The following is a 16,361-nucleotide window of genomic DNA, read 5'->3' on the forward strand; positions in this document are numbered from 1 at the left end:
TTGTAACTTTTTATTCAATTTATTTTATGGCGTTCCTACCGGTGTTCCGGTAACTGTCTGATCAGCAGGAATATACTGGCCAAATCCGCCTGCTGGCGCCTGTGGCACACTTGTAAGATACCCGGAAGCTCCCGTCACATCATCCTGATACATGGAAGGGTACTCCGGATTTGGGTTGGTAATCTGGCCAACAACAGCCATTCCTGTGCCATCGCCAGCATCCTCATCATCACCCTTAATTCCGTCGTCTCCAATAAGTGCTTCGCCACTTGCACCTGCTGCGCCAGATGTGGCATCCGCACCACTTGAAGCTCCTGCTGATGTTTTCTTTCTTACAACCACAGACGGAATCTTCTCTGTCTCATCAAAGAAATCCTCATCCAGCATGAATCCGCTTAAGTCGTCGCCTATCTGATCTCCGGTAAAGACTTCTTCCGAAAGCTCTTCAGATAGTTCCTCACTGACAGTCTCTTTTGCCTTGCCCCATCCAAAAAGCTCGTTGATCTTCTTGGCATTGGTGGCATAGACGATCATCAGCACCAGAATAAATGCACTTATTATGGTCAGTATAGCCATTCGAAAGACTCGTCTGTCCATATACCCCCCTCGGCTAACAATTAAAGTCCGTTAGCCACCTCGACAAGATACTTGCCGTAATCTGTCTTCATAAGAGGCTCAGCAAGCTTAAGAAGCTGCTCCTTGTCAATAAAGCCTCTCTTATATGCGATCTCCTCGATGCAGGAAATATAGAGTCCCTGCCTCTTCTGGAAGGCGCAAACAAAATCAGATGCATCAAGAAGTGAATCATGGCTGCCTGTATCAAGCCATGCAAAGCCCCGACCCATGGTCTCAACCTGAAGTTCACCGCGGCTTAAGTACTCATTGTTGATACTTGTGATCTCTATCTCGCCCCTGGCTGATGGCTTAACGTTCCTTGCAATCTCCACAACGTTATTGTCGTAGAAATAAAGACCAGGTACAGCATAGTTGCTCTTTGGATGCTCAGGTTTCTCCTCGATGCTGATAGCCTTGCCATTCTCGTCAAACTCAACAACGCCGTAAGCTCTTGGATCCCTTACATAGTATCCAAAGATAGTTGCTCCCTTTTCTCTTGCCGCAACTGTTCTAAGGAGCTTACTAAAGCTCTGTCCGTAAAAGATATTGTCGCCAAGGACCAGCGCAACGCTGTCAGAACCAATAAAGTCTGCGCCAATAATAAATGCATCAGCAAGTCCTCTTGGCTGCTCCTGGATCGCATAGCTAAAGCTCATGCCCAGCTGTTCACCTGTTCCAAAGAGTTCCTCGAACATAGGAAGATCTCTTGGTGTTGAGATAATAAGCACCTCTCTGATACCTGCAAGCATCAATGTTGAGAGAGGATAATAGATCATTGGCTTGTCATAAACAGGCATCATCTGCTTGGACATTGCCCTTGTCAAAGGATAAAGACGTGTTCCTGATCCGCCTGCCAGAATAATTCCCTTCATGGTTTACTCCTTATCTGTTTGAGTACATCTTCTCGTAGTACTTCTCATAGTCTCCGCTGGTTACGTGCTCCATCCAGTCGTGGTTGTCGAAATACCACTTGATGGTCTTGCGGATACCCTCTTTGAACATTGTCTCAGGCTCCCAGCCTACCTCTGCCTTGATCTTGTCAGGGGCGATGGCATATCTGCGGTCATGACCCTTTCTGTCTGTTACGTATGTAATAAGATCGTAGGTCAGATGCTCTTTTCTAGGATCTGAATCATCAAGCTCTTCTCTTAAGATATCAATGATAGTCTTAACGATCTCAATGTTCTGCTTCTCATTGTGTCCGCCAACGTTATAGGTCTCAAAGAGCTTACCCTTTTCCTGAACCATATCGATAGCCTTGGCGTGATCCTCTACATAGAGCCAGTCACGAACATTCTTGCCGTCTCCGTAAACAGGAAGGTTCTTACCAGCAAGCGCATTGTTGATGATAAGTGGAATGAGCTTCTCTGGGAACTGGTAAGGTCCGTAGTTGTTAGAGCAGTTAGTGATGTTGGCAGGGAACTTGTAAGTATCCATATATGCCTTAACTAACATGTCTGAACTTGCCTTACTAGCTGAATATGGGCTGTGAGGATCATATGGAGTTGTCTCATAGAAGTAAGCGTTTGGATCCTCATCCAGTGTTCCGTAAACCTCGTCAGTTGACACATGAAGGAACTTCTTGCCCTCCTTGAATGTGCCATCTGGGTTCTCCCATGCCTTCTTGGCAGCGTTAAGCATTGTAGCTGTACCAAGAACGTTGGTCTCAACAAAGATCTCAGGATTGACGATAGATCTGTCAACGTGGCTCTCTGCGGCAAAATGAACAACTCTGTCGATGTCATTCTCCTCAAAGATCTTGTTGATGGCATCTCTGTCGCAGATGTTAGCCCTTACGAATGTATAGTTAGGGTTGCCCTCGAGATCCTTAAGGTTCTCAAGATTGCCAGCGTAAGTAAGCACATCTACGTTGATGATGCGAATCTCGTCGCCGTATTTTTTAAACATATAGTGAATGTAGTTTGAGCCGATAAATCCAGCTCCGCCTGTTACTAAATAAGTTCTCATAGTAAACCTCTCTTATTTTTAAACATTATCCATTAGAGTATACCACATATGTATTTATTTGTGTTAGAATGACCTAGAATAGGTGTGAAATTATAGGAGAACCGGGTTTTTATGGATTACTTTAAAGAGAAAATTGATATTTCCATTGTAGTACCTGTATATGGCTGTCCTGAAGCCATACCAGAACTTCATCGCAGATTATCCGATACCCTTCAGGGCATGAAGGTAGAGTACGAGATCATCCTTGTAGATGACAGAGACGGAATGGGCTCATGGGATGAGATAAAAAAAGTCGCTGTTTCCGATTACCATGTAAAGGCCATAAGCCTTACCAAAAACTGCGGACAGGATAAGGCCATCACCGCAGGAATAGGGGTGTCAAGAGGCGAATGGGTGATCACCATGGACTGTGATCTTCAGGATGCTCCTGAGAATATCCCAATGCTATATGACAAGGTAAGATCCGATAATCTGGATGTACTTATCGTCAGACGTCAAAAGCGCAAGGATTCAGCTATTGTACAGCTGCTGTCCAAAATGTTCCACAAGGTATTCAGCTATCTGTCTGAACTCACCTTTGATTACGAGCTTGGAACATACCTGATAGCCCACAGACGTGCAGCAGATCTCTATATCCAAACCAAGGGACAGGGCAGAGACTTCACAATGTTCCTGTTGTGGACAGGCTATCGCAAGGGCTTTGTTGAACTGGAACATGAAGAAAGGTTTGCAGGCAAATCATCCTACACCTTCCTCAAAAAATGTGAATACGCCTTAAGAGCCATGACCACATTTTCCAACAGAATTCTTTTTGTTCCGATCTATGTTGGTTCCATTTCAGCAGTAGGATCACTTATCTATATCATTTTTGTGCTGGTTTCCTGGGCAACCAACGTTTCCAATCCAGAGGGCTGGAACACCTTAGCTGCCGCAGTATTCTTTTTCGGAGGCCTGATCCTCAGCACACTTGGAGTCCTGGGTATCTACATCGGCAATATCTTTGATGTAACAAAAGAGAGACCACTCTACATCGTTCAGGAAACTATCAACATCCCTGAAAAAGAAGAATAAAAATAATAAAGGTACAGAAGCTTAAAACTTCTGTACCTTCTTTTTTGTCTATTATGACATCTGACAATCATCAGTTGTAAAGGATGTTCATATCAACATTTCCAGAGATTCCGGAAATTGATCCCTTAGATGTGTACTGCCACATATCATATCTTGTAGCTGTGTATGTAACGTTAGCTGCATACTGTGCAAGCCAGATCTTGTAGCTTGTAAGTGCTGATGCGTTCATCTTCTGTGTGAACCATGTCTTGTTGGAATAAACACCAGCTCTGTATCCGGCACTCTGGATCGTTCCGCAGAAAGCCTTGATATTGGCTGTACGCTGGCTTGCGCTGATCTGGTCACCACGTCCGTTACTGCCCTCAACGTCGATGTAAACAGGGAAGCTTAAGTTGTAGCCCTTGCACAGATTGATGCACATGGAAGCCTCTTCAACCGCCTCAACTTCGTTCACCGCCTGGCTGAAGAAGTATACACCAACCTTGATTCCTGCAGCCTGAGCACCCTGAATGTTTGCCTTGAACTTAGGATCCTCAATAAGTGCTCCAGCGGAAGAACCTCTGTATCCACATCTGATGATGGCGTAGTTTACACCAGCATTCTTAACCTGTGCCCAGTTGATATTTCCGTTCCACTTACTTACATCAATACCCATAGTTCCCGATGAGCTAGAAAGAGCTCCATCAGAACCAAATGTGTATCTGGCTCCCTTGATTACCTGTTCACCAGTTACTTTTTCGCCATACTTATTGTAGTAGTATGTCTTACCATCAATAGTCCACCATCCCTGACGGATACCTGAACCGGCTTTCTTAATATAGAAATCCTTTATTGATGAATCAAACAGGTCAGCGTAAGTAGCTTTTCTGTAAGTACCATCTGACTTGATAACATAAAGCACATTTCCATCTTTGTCTTTAAGATCAGTCTCTCCAGAAATAACCTTAACGGTTACAGTTGCAGTCTTATCAGAGTACTTGGCCGTGATAGTAGTTTCACCCTCTGCAACTGCCTTGACCTTACCATCGCTGTCTACAGTAGCTACACTGGTCTTTGATGATTCATATGTTGGCTTAACGTTAGAATCTGTGGTCTCTATCTTATAGGTCTTACCTGGAACAAGAGTTACTCTTGAGACTTTAAGCTTGAGTTCTCCCAAACCTTCTACTACAACTGTAACAGGGTATGGATTGTAATCATCCTTGCTGTCTTTGAATGTAAGCTTTGCTGTTCCAACTTTCAGACCAGTAATGTTGAACTTGGCACCATCTTTTTCTACTTTGACTACATCCTTGCCATCCTTATCAACTTCACAGCTTAGATCAGTTGGCTCTGAGAATGTAATAGTAGTTTTTGCATCTTTCTTGATCTTGATGGTTTCATCAGAAGGACTTGCCTTCATGTTTTTCTTATCAGCTGATGTAACTTCAATGTCAAAAGTAGCATCGCTATAGCCTTTAGCTTTTACAGTGAATTTCTCTGTACCAACATTCAGTGCGTCAATAGTTATCTTGTTTCCACTTATTGTCGCCTTAGCTATATTGTTATTGCTTGCAGGAGTGCAGCTTTCTATAGCAGCTGGTCCGGTAACATCTATGGCGCCTTGTCCACCCTTCTTGATAGAAAGCTTATTAACGCTAAGAGTCATTGCCTTTGGATCAGCATCAGAAACACTTACAGAAAGATCAGTATCAAGGTAATCATCGTTACCCTTTACTGAGATCTTTGCTTCACCTTTTCCTTTTGCAGTAATAGTAATAGTCTTACCACTTACTGATACTGTGGCAACACTTGAATCACTTGAGCTGCACTGTGGATCAGATGGACCTTCAGTAATAGTGACACTCTTAGTTTCTTCAGCCTTCATAGTAACCGAGGATGAGTCAAACTTAATGCTTACCTTCTCCTTGGGTTTTGCCTTAACAGTCACACTGATAGTCTTGCTGTCATCGCCAGCGCTCACTGTAACAGTTGCAGTTCCTGCTGAAACACCATTTATTGTTATTGTAGTACCGCTTACACTAGCCGTAGCACAACTGTCGCTACTTGTGCATGACAGTCCTTCAGTGTTTCCACTTGCAGTTACAGTTGTAGATGATCCCTCTTCTACAGTAACTGAGCTTTCAGACAGCTCGAGTTTCTTAACTTCAGGCTGCTCTTGCTGTTCGCCTTCCCCTTCTTTAGGTTCGCCATTCTCTGTGCCAGTTCTTGCTCTTGTAGCAGCCATTCTCTTCACGCTGCCATTCTTAAGAGCTGCTCCAACCAGGATGCCATCAAGCTTGCTCTTATCGATCTTCTCGTATGTGCTTCCATCACTGTTAGAGCTGTTCTGGTTAGAATCTACCCACTCGACAGTGTCGTTGAGCACTGACTCCACCTGAGTCTGTACTGCTGTATCTTCCTTGGCTGCGTTGATCTGGGACTCTTTCTTGATCTCGTTTGATACGTCAACAGCCTTCATCTCAACAGTATCTTTGACAGTGAGAGTCTGTGTGGATGTATCAAGCTTGTAGCTGTCATACTCTGAAGAAAGAGCTTCAGGTGTGATTTTATATTTTCCTGCTGTCAGATCTTTTTTGTAAATAATTCCGTCTCTGTCGTGATCGTCGTAGCTGACCTTGGTTCCATCAGGTGTCACTACAGAAACAACAAAAGGTACATTAGCAACAAGCTTCTTGGTCTCAGAGTTAATGAACTTGATCTTCATATCACTCTTGATACTTGTAAGGGTCATCTTGATGGTGACATTAGAAGCGGTATCTGGAACTTCTTCCTCTTCTTCCTCGATCTCCTCTACAAGACCTGCTGCCATAGCCCTTGCCATCTCAGCATCGGCAATTGCAAGAAGTCCCGAAGAACCTACAACACCGTCTATCTGAAGGTCTGCGCCAACTTCGGCAAAAGAGCCTACTTCAGCCGCATAATTCTTGGCCTTGGCATAGAATGACATGAACGCAATACCACCTGCAAGAAGGAGAACCGCTACAACTGCTGCTGCCCTCTCTGCAACGGAAGTATTTCCTAAAAATGCCAGGATCTTAGCTCCTACAGACTCGCCATCTCTATCTCTGTCACGTCCCCTGCGACTTCTGCGGTCGTCGCGTCCACCGCGGCCGCCTCTTGAGCCACGTGATCCGCGTCCGCCAGCATAATAATCGTCATCGGCGTAGCGATCATCTTCGCGGTCGTAATCGTAATCGTAGTCGTCTTCATCAGCGTAGTCGCCATCTTCGTAATCGTCATCGGCGTATCTTTCGTCCTCGTAACGATCATCTTCGTAGCGATCATCATCCGGATAGTCTTCTTCATCCTCGTAGCGCTCGTCACGGCGAGGCTCATAGTCGCTGTCGTAATCGTCCTCGGCCTCATAGTCACGATCATCTTCAGGATAATCATCATCCTCGTAACGATCTTCTTCATAGCGATCATCCTCGTAGCGATCGTCTTCGGGATACTCTTCATCCTCATAGCGCTCGTCTACCTGATCTCCGTACTCTTCTTCAAACTCCTCATCCGGATAATCATCCTCGTCATATCCATCATCGTAGTCTTCATCAGCGTACTCGTCGTATCGCTCGTCATAATCCACGAAGTCGTCTTCCCTCTGACGTCTTCGCACTTTCTTTTTTCCAAATAAATTCATACTTTTTTTCACTCTGATTCTCCCAACGGATATCGGTATATCGATATCTCACACCCATTTCATAAGCATATTACACACATTACAGCTTATCACTTTATAGCTTTATTATCTACTTTTCTCAAACACTACTTGCCACTAGAAACTTTCCAGGCATCGACTCCATCTACAGAAACCTGCTCCCAAACCAGATTCGAGCCGTATTTTTCATCCATGAATTCTGCAAGGGCAAGTCTTGGTTCCTCATCGCCTACAAAATAAACACCATCGGCGTCGATCAGATCTTTTACCGGATTAGTTATCCCATGACTTCTTGCAAAGTACATTCCAGCCGGAGACTCTGAAGTGCCTCCAAGCTCAACAACATTACTATAAAAATCTTCATAATTTGCGCGGGTAATTCCAAAAATGTCCCGTGCCCCTAGTAGCATTCCGTATTTTGAAATATCCTGTACAACAAAGAAACCATCAGCCTGTGTGATATTCTGGAACTCCTCACATCTTGTATCGCCATTAGTATATCTTGAATTATCAACAACCCAAGATTTCACTAATATAAAAGCAATGCAGATCGTGGCAAATATCACATATGGATACACATGCTTTTCTGTTTTTTCTTCATCTTTTCTCACAATAACCTGTGAAATAAGATATCCACCTACTAAAACCGCAGATAAAACAGCACAAACCTCTACTCTCCATAAGACGCGATTTAGGCAAAACATGTAATAGATTTCTCCAACCGCTACAACAGATAAATATGCCAGTTTCATGAACATAGCCTTGTTTCCATGTATAGCGCCAAGCAAAAGAATGATAACAAAAATGATACCAAAGGATTTGCTTGTCAAAATCCACAGAGCTTCTTTGACTACACCTTTGACCAAAGCAATATCAAACCTGACATTTGGCTCTTCATACTTTGAGCCTATATCCTTGATCTGCTGCAGCCTTTCAGAACTAAAGTATACCGGATCATTCCACATCCAGTATCCCTTGATCATGTTGAAATCATTTTCTGTTATTCCAGCTGCAAGGAATTCCTCTGGTGAATCTGTAAAAACATATCTGTTATAGTCTCTCATCTCGATGAGACGGTTGTCAGTCTTTTTGAACTCATTCCATCCAGCATTGGTTTTATATGCCAGATTGTCAATAAAGAAACTTGCTATACACATTATTCCAGCCACAAAGATTGGAATATATCGCTTCCAGGATACTTTTGTCTTGTTCGTAACAGCGCCAAACAAAATCTCAATTAGTTCAACACCGATCACCATTGGAACACATAACGCAAACGAAGTCCATCTCGCCCACATTCCAACTGCGATCAGAATGAAAGACAGCACCATATATCCTCTGTCTCTTTTCTCTTTTTTAACTTGCCAGAGCAGCATGACCAGACCAATAGTTCCATATAAAGTTGCGCTCTTGGTAAAGGTTATATGTACATAAAAATCGCCTGCCATCAGCAGATTAATACCAACGGCTGTAAAAAGAGCAGCTCTTTTTTTCATATGGTCGGTAATAACCAGGCATACCGATATAACTGCTATCAGGTTAAACACCAGATAGAACCAGAGATAGCAGTTAATATGTGGGAATACATCAAACAGGCCCCGTAGTAATCCGCCTAGGATTACATTGCTAAAAATGAAGTACTGACGCCCAGTCCCGTATGCTCCTGCAGATAACAGGTTAAGAAACGTGTCATCGTTGACTTCGAAAGAAACATAGCCCGCGGTTATGAATATCATCCACAAAAGCAGCGATACAGCCATAATAAGCGTTCTTTTGTTTTTCAGCATTGTTCTTTATTCCTCCAAAATCACGCATGTTTATGGATATAACACCGTAGTAGTGTGAAGTCCAAAAAGATTAGCAGCAGATCTGTTAACCAGCCATTCAGAATCAGCTGTGATTCCGAGGTTTGGAAGCGATTCTGATGAAACGTCCCATGGCGTATATACTATACAGTCTGTTCCATCTTCTGCCATTTCAAAGGTTACCAGCTGGAACTCTCTTATCCTGTACACTCTGACCATAGCCCCGGATCTGAAGTCTCTATAAGTTCTCGCTGTAAAGCTGTTGTTCATAATACTTCTGGAAGCAGGAAGAACAAGCACAAGCAGGATAGCTGCAGCAAATACTACCTTCCAAAGAGTGCTATTTGATAAAGCTTTGGCAGCACTATTTCCTGATGTAATGAAATTCTCTCTGCACCACTGGGCAAGGCACATAACTACAAACAATACTGTAAGCCTTGTGACTATCACATGCTCAATAAGAAGGTGTCCTACCTGTTCATCATAATGGTTTCCAAATGCTGCAGGGAACGTTTCAAAATACTGCAAAAGAAATACTCCCACAATGACTATTACCATCCTCACATGGGAAACACCATCAGGTAAAACATCTGTCTTGTATATCATGCAGAGCGCAAACAGTGCGATAGCAACCAGTACAAAAACCAGATCAAGTGCCTGAGGAAAAGCCTTAAACAGACAGCTGAAAGAATCCCTAAGTGCATCAAAAACTGTCTCATGTCCGGGAGTAACCGACTCCGCTCCTCTGATAAAATTACCAGGAGCTACTGCATTGATAAGCGCTCCAATGAAGCCGACAGCAAATGGTACTGCAAGGTACTTTCTCTCACCAAGCTCTTTGTAGTCCAGGATCAACACTGCCAGCAAAAGTGCGCAGTTAACTGCAGTGAGAGTCAATGAAGCTCCAGATGCAAGGAAAGCAAAAATAGAACTGAGAATAATATATATCACAGTTTTCCAACCTTTGTTCCTGAATGCCAGAATACTGAAGCTCAAAGCAAGCAGCGTAAAACCAAGGAGAAGTGTAAATCCCAAAGTCTCCGTATACCAGAGAATAATACTTGTATCAAGCTCTGTTACACTCATGGTGAAAACAGACATAAATGATGCAAGAATGGCTGCCAGCGAAACTGTCTTATTTTTCCCAAGTATAGCGCAAGTAAGAGCCAGAGCCCCCAGACAGAATGCCACATAAAAAAACAATGCAATATGAAAACCTGGAAGCCCATACCTTGAATATGGTCTTACGAGGTGATCTAAAAACATTGGAGTATAGCAGCCCTGCTGTGCCTTATAGATATTGATGGTCTTATATAAAGATCCAACAATAGAAGACTGATACTCTGCAGCTCCTTCTAATCCGCCACTCTCATAGGAGAAATCATCTTCACTCAGGAAAGAAAACATGGTTCCTGTAAGTGGAGTAGCGATCACTCCGATTATCAGAATGACCAGAATAACATTAAAGATGCGATTTAGTAGCTCTTTGTTTGCAAATATACTTTTCATTAAAGACTTTTATCTCCTTCGACTATCCTGCGGACCAAAACCGGATCTTCTCCAGCCACAATGAAATATCCAAATCTTGATGAACTGTCCACAACTATTCTATCAGTTATTTCTTCAACTTCTTTTTCCACGATCATATCCGGATACTTTTCACAGATATGGTTGCAGTATTCTGCATCTTCTTTTGAAAAAACAAACTTTATTCCTGCGGCGTTATGCTTTTTGCCTACTGTGAGTGTTGGTGCCTGTCCAAGTGCCACATCAATAACAGCATGTACAAAATCGATGCCTGTAGTAAGGCTGACAAGAGAGCTTCCAATGCAGTCTCCACCCATTCGGCCACCAATCTCAACAACCTTGATGGTTCCGTTCTCGTTTATCATTATCTCTGAATGAGATGCACCGTTTCTTATTTCCAGAGCGTCCAACGCCCTAAACACAACTTCTCTAACATGATCATAACCCGCATCATCAATTGGTGCCGGCTCAAAATGTCCTGTCTCAATAAAGTTCGGGCTTCCTGTTGTAAATTTCTCTGTTACTGCCAGAAGCTTATGCTGTCCATTAAAAGAGATACATTCTACACTGTACTCTTTTCCCTCAATAAACTCCTCGACTATAGCCTTCTTTTCAAAGCCTACATCTCTGGCAGATGAAACAGCAGCCATAAGTCCTGACTTATTCATCAGCTTAGTAACGCCACGGCTTCCTGATCTGTCAGTTGGTTTGACAATGATCGGATACTCCATATCCAGACTGTCCAGTTTTACTGAAGCATCTGCAAGAACATATTTAGGGCAGGGAACACCTTTTTCAGATAAAGCATTCCTCATAGCAAATTTATTGGTGGACTTAAGTGTACAAGCAAGGGAATTGCCTGATAATCCCATTTTGTCTGCAACATAGTTTACAGCCACCATTGCAAGATCAGAGGCTATACTGCAGATACCATCAATGCCTATTTCCTGGCATTTTTTCAGGATCTCTTCTTTTTCAGTGATACTTATGGGATAAAAATAATCTGCCGTAGTTTCACCTATATCTCCTGCTGCCCACGCAAACACATGGGTTTCCAATCCCATCCGCTTTGCCTCCAGAATAAGTGGATTCTGAAGGTAAGACGCTCCAATTATCGCAAGCTTTCTCATGAATACTCCTTAAAAATCAAACTGACTATATTATATTACAACCAATCAACAATCTGAAATCACTACATATAAATCACGCCTTAGAACTTTCATACATATACATTGCTAAGATTGTAGGAAGAATATAAATCACAGCCCAAGAGTATCTTGGCTGATCATGAATCATAGGTGCCAAAACCACGAATACCAACGATAGCCAAATTGGAATCATGGCTATCCTTCCACGATAAAACTTCTTATCTTTCATCAACCGTCTTAATATAAATGCTATGTAAACATATATAGCCAGATTATTCATAAGTGCTATAAAGGGTAATTGGTTTAACATTCTATACATACTGCACACCATAATAGGAAGCCCCTGCATTGTTTCTGGAACATGGATATTAATCCATTCCTGAAATTCTTTATCTGCCACAGCTCTTCCCGCATCACAATCCTGATTGTACACAACATTGTCATAGTCTGGCATGAAAATGAAGTAACTTTGATTCCAAGTTGCTTCTATGTAACTCATAGGATGCTTAAAAAACAACTTTATCCACTGAACAAAATATTGTCCCAACCTATGACTTTCACTTTCCTTATATAGGGTTTTAATGTCATCTGCGCATAACGGATCATAAGAAGTTGGGAAGTATTCCCAATTGAAAAACGACGACAAAACCTCTATCTCTTCGTCTGTTAATTCATCATAGTGTTCCTCAACATATCTTGCAGTCTGCTGAAATGGGAGGCATAAAGCTTCACCTACAGGTCCAGGAACAACATTATATTTCACAGTTATGGCATTTTCTATTCCCCCTGTGATCAAAAAAGGTAGCAGTAGTCCTGCTAAAATGTATACATTAAATCTTTCTTTCTTAGAAATCAGCTTTACCATCCAGATAACAGCAAGAAGAACAGTCATGGCGGCATAAATATAGAAACCATTTTTCCTGCACATAATCATCATTGATGCTCCATAAATCCAAGCAGCAAACAGTCCCCAATCCTTCTTGAAACTGAACTTAAGGTTGTCAGACAACACAATTCTGATAACACATAACGACCACATAACGTACCCAATCATGTGGGGATAATCTTTTATAACCCATGCTGCGTTGCCCGTAAAATATGGGGTAACGCAATACAAAAACAACGTAAAAAGTCTAAACCACAAAGCCGTTCTCCATCTATACATTTCATATATCGTATAAGCCAGAACAGCAGACATCGATGCAGACTCAACAACTTTATAAATACACAAACCAACATTTGCACTTCCAAAAAGAGTCATTCCAACATTAGCAAAAGATCCCATAAGCCATGTATGAAAAATAGGCTGCCAAGCACTGTATGTAAGATTTCCAAAATAAAATTGCAACTGATTCCAGTCATCCGCGCCCATTGCCGCAGGATATCTCAAAATCAGATGAGGAATCCACATCAAATATATAGCTATAAATACTGAAAGAAATGGATGTTTATTGTAAAAGGTACATATTCTCGTAAACTTCTCAGTTCTAATTTGAAATACTGTATTGCTGTTTTCAAGTACATATCCCACAAGTCTGATAAAAATGATGAACAAAAAATAAAAACCGACAAGAATTATCAGAGCTTTAAAAGAATTATATACTGGTCTTATCAGCACTTTAAGAGTGTTCGCCTGCCTAAACGCTCTCCCTCCAACATACATGAAAGAAAAGAACCCAGCTAAAACTCTTTCATGACTAAAGCTATTTACACTCCTTAAACTATCACCAAGAAATTCACTATAGATAAAAAACAGAACCAACGCTACAAGCGTGATAACAAAAGCTTTTCCTCCAAAAGCATCTGTCGTATATTCAAACAGTTTAAAAAGACCTCGCCTTATTGGATCTCCAATATGTGATTCATATGGCTCAGCTGTATCAAAGCTGACAAAAAGAGCTGCCGCAGAAAGAAAACCTGCAAAAAAGCATTTTGTCTTTGAATATGGCCTACCGTCATCAGTCAAAAATCTCATCAATACTCTCCTTTAAACAGTTCCTCAAAATCAAAGCTTTCAACTATGCTCCTCATCTTAACAAGAGCCGCTTCCATCTCTTCTGAGGACTTTATCTGATACTGCCCATTACTAAAACATTCTACCATAAATCTGTTTATCTCCGGCTTGTAGTGGGAGTAGTCTGCGTAGTTATTAAGATCTGTCACCTCATCCATGGTCTGGAAATAGAACAGGTGCACATTTGGATATTTCAAAAGCTCGTCTGCCACATACTGATACTGGGCAAATGCCGCCTCATAAAAGTTCTCCTGCTTGAGGTTATGCCAATACAGGATACTGTAGGGCGGGAAAAAGAAATAAAACTCAGTTTCAGGATGCTCCTTCACGAAAGGAAGAATGTTCTTTTCAAGGTTTGCAGCCGTAGTAGGAAGAACATCCTCTTTAGTGATGACCTGGTCTGACTTTGGAGGTTCTTCATAGGTGTGCATTACCCACTGAATGTTGTAGTACTCAGGAGTCCACCAGCTTGCATAAATCTCAGATAAGTCTGAGCCCTTTCTCTGAACCACCGGGCGAAGGATATACTGGAAGAACACATCCTTGTTCAATAGGTACTTAACGTCGTTAAGCAGATTCCTGTCGTAGAGATAATCAGGCAGAGGATACTTGGTCTCCTCTGTATCAGCTGTCATGGTAGGAATGTCCATTGCAAAGAACACCGCTCCCATGGGCCTCGTCTTCCTTGCATAGGTGCTCTCATCAAACACTATGGACAGGATGTTGTAGTCATCTTTGGGATAAGCTCCGCTGTAACTTAGCTTAACAGTATCATAACCAAGAAGCTCCTTAAAGTCATCTGTATCGAAATTGACCGTCATTGATGAACCGATGATGCATCCGTTGTAGTCCATGTGAGTTGCCATTCCGGGATTCTGGCTGAGCTGATTGTCAACAACGTAGGGAAATCCCTTGATAGGTGCGTGGTAATGGAAAAACGGATCCACATACACCACAACAGCAGCCCATGCTAAAAGAGCTGTCAGAACCAATACCATCAGCACCACAAATAGAGTCTTATATTGAGTTTTTTCGATCTTTACTGAATCACTCATCTACTTAATCTGTCTCCGAAAAAAAACGCTTTAAAAATTCATATACAAAAATGTACTTACACCGGCAAAGCTCACAATGCTCCACACCAGAAGAACTGCTGTAAATACTGTTGTCTTAACTCCGATCCTGCATGTCTTTGCTATCTCTATGGCATTTCTGGAAAAAAAGATAACAGCTACCGATACCAGAAGGAACAGCCAAAGACATATCTCCCACACAAAGCCCATCTTCATAAGAGGCGTAACTTTGATGATGTACCACAGCTCATCAAGCTGGAAACATGCAGATATTCCTGTGGAGATACGCTTTGCGCCACCAGTAAACACTCTTGTAAGAAGCGTTACAGCATCTGAAATAGTATTCGCCCTAAAGAATACCCATGCCACAGTGACATAGATAAAGGTCAAAAGAACCTTGACCCCACGGCCAATTACAGATTCCTTTTTAACATCTATTCCCGCAACGGCCCCTGCGCTAACTGCCCTTGTTATCACATACAGCACACCATGCATGGCTCCCCATACAATGAAGGTCCATCCGCTTCCATGCCACAGTCCGCTAAGAAGGAACACTATCATGAAGTTTATATACATCCTCATGGCACCTTTACGATTACCACCAAGAGGAATGTAGACGTACTTGGTAAAGAACCTGGTTAAAGATATATGCCATCTCTTCCAGAAATCCACGATGTTCACGGCTTTATAGGGTGAATTAAAGTTCTCCGGAAGGTCAAATCCTATCATCATGCAAACAGCAGCTGCCATATCGCAGTAACCGCTAAAATCAAAATAAAGCTGGATGGAATAGAACACAGCAACCAGGATAGCTTCCATGCTTCCCAGGGTCATCAGATTGTCATATCCGTAGTCCACTGCTCTTCCAAAGGTATCAGCAAGGATCACCTTCTTAAAGAGTCCCATGGACAGCAGTAGCATAGCCCTCAGCGCCATCTCATAATCAACCGCCTTAACTCTTCCACCTGCATCACCAGTCTCAAGGGCTTTATCCAGCTTTTCTACAAATTTCCCATATCCCATAAGTGGTCCCTGGAGGATCTTGGGAAAGAACAGAATATACGCAAGATAATCAGGAAGGCTAAACTCCGGAGCATCTCCGCGATATATATCAACGATATAGGATATCTGATTGAAGGTATAGAAGCTTACAGCAACTGGGAAAAAGAATCCGTTAAACTTAAAGAAAAGGAGCGCTCCTACATTAACTGCAAGAAGAACTGCAAGGAAAGCCTTGTTTCTTTTTCCAAAAAGAAATCTTGCTCCCACTGCATTTATCAAAATGCTGGCAGCTAGAACCGCAATGTTCTTAACCCCAAAAGGGGCATAAAAAGCCAAGGAGAACGCGATGATAACAACCTTACACGCCTCCCTGTATCTTGGTTTTCCTATCGTTATTCTTTTTGTCAGCTGCATAGCCACTATGAATAGTGGCAGGAGCAGCAAGATGAAACCAAAAGAATTAAAAGTCATAACTTA

Annotated in this window: 11 protein-coding genes; 1 reads left to right on the top strand and 10 read right to left on the bottom strand. The window is 42.3% G+C overall.

What is annotated here, in order from left to right:
* Window positions 1-24: 24 nt before the first annotated feature.
* Genes D6855_RS12315 through rfbB form a run of 3 tightly spaced genes read right to left on the bottom strand, consistent with a single transcriptional unit; the run spans window position 25 to window position 2,583 of the window.
* Window positions 25-597: a hypothetical protein gene (locus D6855_RS12315; protein ID WP_147368144.1), complete on the bottom strand. Its 573-nt coding sequence runs from the start codon at window positions 595-597 to the stop codon at window positions 25-27.
* Between the two features lie 20 nt (window positions 598-617).
* Window positions 618-1,487, bottom strand: a complete 870-nt coding sequence (gene rfbA, locus D6855_RS12320; protein ID WP_120741526.1) for a glucose-1-phosphate thymidylyltransferase RfbA — start codon at window positions 1,485-1,487, stop codon at window positions 618-620.
* Between the two features lie 10 nt (window positions 1,488-1,497).
* Complete coding sequence (gene rfbB, locus D6855_RS12325; RefSeq protein ID WP_120741528.1) at window positions 1,498-2,583, bottom strand: dTDP-glucose 4,6-dehydratase; 1,086 nt, start codon at window positions 2,581-2,583, stop codon at window positions 1,498-1,500.
* A gap of 111 nt (window positions 2,584-2,694) precedes the next feature.
* Between rfbB and D6855_RS12330 the strand changes: the two genes are divergently transcribed.
* Entirely contained in the window at window positions 2,695-3,654 is a 960-nt protein-coding gene (locus D6855_RS12330) for a glycosyltransferase family 2 protein (RefSeq protein ID WP_120741530.1), read from the top strand.
* Between the two features lie 70 nt (window positions 3,655-3,724).
* Here D6855_RS12330 and D6855_RS12335 read toward each other — a convergent pair whose 3' ends face one another.
* The 7 genes from D6855_RS12335 to D6855_RS12365 form a co-directional block, all read right to left on the bottom strand.
* Window positions 3,725-7,297 (bottom strand): GH25 family lysozyme, encoded by a 3,573-nt coding sequence (locus D6855_RS12335; RefSeq protein ID WP_120741532.1) that lies wholly within the window; start codon window positions 7,295-7,297, stop codon window positions 3,725-3,727.
* Window positions 7,298-7,422: 125 nt separating this feature from the next.
* Entirely contained in the window at window positions 7,423-9,102 is a 1,680-nt protein-coding gene (locus tag D6855_RS12340) for a hypothetical protein (protein WP_120741534.1), read from the bottom strand.
* 30 nt (window positions 9,103-9,132) lie between these two features.
* Complete coding sequence (locus D6855_RS12345; RefSeq protein WP_120741536.1) at window positions 9,133-10,629, bottom strand: hypothetical protein; 1,497 nt, start codon at window positions 10,627-10,629, stop codon at window positions 9,133-9,135.
* Complete coding sequence (locus D6855_RS12350; protein WP_120741538.1) at window positions 10,629-11,777, bottom strand: ATP-grasp domain-containing protein; 1,149 nt, start codon at window positions 11,775-11,777, stop codon at window positions 10,629-10,631. The genes D6855_RS12345 and D6855_RS12350 overlap by 1 nt, the downstream gene beginning before the upstream one ends.
* Window positions 11,778-11,850: 73 nt before the next feature.
* Window positions 11,851-13,770, bottom strand: a complete 1,920-nt coding sequence (locus D6855_RS12355) for a DUF6020 family protein (protein WP_120741540.1) — start codon at window positions 13,768-13,770, stop codon at window positions 11,851-11,853.
* The gene (locus D6855_RS12360; protein WP_120741542.1) at window positions 13,770-14,864 is read right to left on the bottom strand and encodes a hypothetical protein; all 1,095 of its coding nucleotides are present in this window, start codon (window positions 14,862-14,864) and stop codon (window positions 13,770-13,772) included. Before D6855_RS12360 ends, D6855_RS12355 begins: the two co-directional genes overlap by 1 nt.
* A 30-nt stretch (window positions 14,865-14,894) precedes the next feature.
* A complete protein-coding gene (locus D6855_RS12365; protein ID WP_120741544.1) occupies window positions 14,895-16,355 on the bottom strand; it encodes an MBOAT family O-acyltransferase in 1,461 nt (486 codons plus the stop codon).
* Window positions 16,356-16,361 lie beyond the last annotated feature (6 nt).

Origin of the sequence: Butyrivibrio sp. CB08, assembly GCF_003625485.1 — a bacterium.
GTDB lineage: Bacteria > Bacillota > Clostridia > Lachnospirales > Lachnospiraceae > Butyrivibrio.

Coding starts and splice junctions, on each gene's coding strand:
- D6855_RS12315 (WP_147368144.1), bottom strand. CDS start 597: ATGGACAGACGAGTCTTTCGAATGGCTATACTGACCATAATAAGTGCA.
- rfbA (WP_120741526.1), bottom strand. CDS start 1,487: ATGAAGGGAATTATTCTGGCAGGCGGATCAGGAACACGTCTTTATCCT.
- rfbB (WP_120741528.1), bottom strand. CDS start 2,583: ATGAGAACTTATTTAGTAACAGGCGGAGCTGGATTTATCGGCTCAAAC.
- D6855_RS12330 (WP_120741530.1), top strand. CDS start 2,695: ATGGATTACTTTAAAGAGAAAATTGATATTTCCATTGTAGTACCTGTA.
- D6855_RS12335 (WP_120741532.1), bottom strand. CDS start 7,297: ATGAATTTATTTGGAAAAAAGAAAGTGCGAAGACGTCAGAGGGAAGAC.
- D6855_RS12340 (WP_120741534.1), bottom strand. CDS start 9,102: ATGCTGAAAAACAAAAGAACGCTTATTATGGCTGTATCGCTGCTTTTG.
- D6855_RS12345 (WP_120741536.1), bottom strand. CDS start 10,629: ATGAAAAGTATATTTGCAAACAAAGAGCTACTAAATCGCATCTTTAAT.
- D6855_RS12350 (WP_120741538.1), bottom strand. CDS start 11,777: ATGAGAAAGCTTGCGATAATTGGAGCGTCTTACCTTCAGAATCCACTT.
- D6855_RS12355 (WP_120741540.1), bottom strand. CDS start 13,770: ATGAGATTTTTGACTGATGACGGTAGGCCATATTCAAAGACAAAATGC.
- D6855_RS12360 (WP_120741542.1), bottom strand. CDS start 14,864: ATGAGTGATTCAGTAAAGATCGAAAAAACTCAATATAAGACTCTATTT.
- D6855_RS12365 (WP_120741544.1), bottom strand. CDS start 16,355: ATGACTTTTAATTCTTTTGGTTTCATCTTGCTGCTCCTGCCACTATTC.